This window comes from Pseudomonas sp. CFBP 13711 (genome assembly GCF_014842265.1).
Lineage (GTDB): Bacteria > Pseudomonadota > Gammaproteobacteria > Pseudomonadales > Pseudomonadaceae > Aquipseudomonas.
On record NZ_JACYVI010000041.1, the window covers coordinates 1 to 589 of the forward strand.

1 protein-coding gene is annotated in these 589 nt (G+C 52.8%); it reads left to right on the forward strand.

Annotation, left to right across the window (positions count from 1 at the left end; all coding sequences use genetic code 11):
- A partial coding sequence (locus tag IFT47_RS27300) for a transposase (RefSeq protein WP_192176558.1) occupies positions 1–566 on the forward strand: 566 nt, incomplete at its 5' end.
- Between the last annotated feature and the right edge of the window lie 23 nt (positions 567–589).

Consider the following 589-nt stretch of genomic DNA (forward strand, 5'->3'; position numbering starts at 1 on the left):
AAAGCCTTCTGCGGCGCAGGGCTTCGCTGGTTCAGGCCAAAACCAGCCTGACCCAGAGCTGGGCAAATGACGCCAGTTTGAAGGCTGTGTTCGCCACTTTTCTCAAGTCCGTTGAACGCCTGGACCTGCTGGTTCAGAAGAAACTCAAAGATGTATTGCGCGAAGCCGGCTTGCTGGAAGAAGTCGCTCGCTGCCAAGCCATTGAAGGTATCGGTTTTCTGACTGCAACTGCTTTGGTCATGGCCTATAACCGAGGCGACTTTAACAGCAGCGACTCTTTCATCGCTTTTTTGGGGATGGATCTGAGGGTGAGTGACTCGGGCCAAAAAAATGGCCGAAGATCCTTAACCAAGCGAGGGTGCTCGGAAGTTCGTCGATTACTGCACAACGCTGCCATGTCGGCCAGCCGATCAATTGCCTGGAAAGCGTTCTACAACAAACATCTGGGCAGCGGAAAAGCGACGACCCAGGTGCTTGTCATGCTCGGCCGTAAACTCGCTCGGATCGCGTTCTCCCTGATGAAAAACCAAAGCGAATATCAACCGAAAGGGGGGATTTTGGCTTGATGACAACCATAGAATCTCCCACA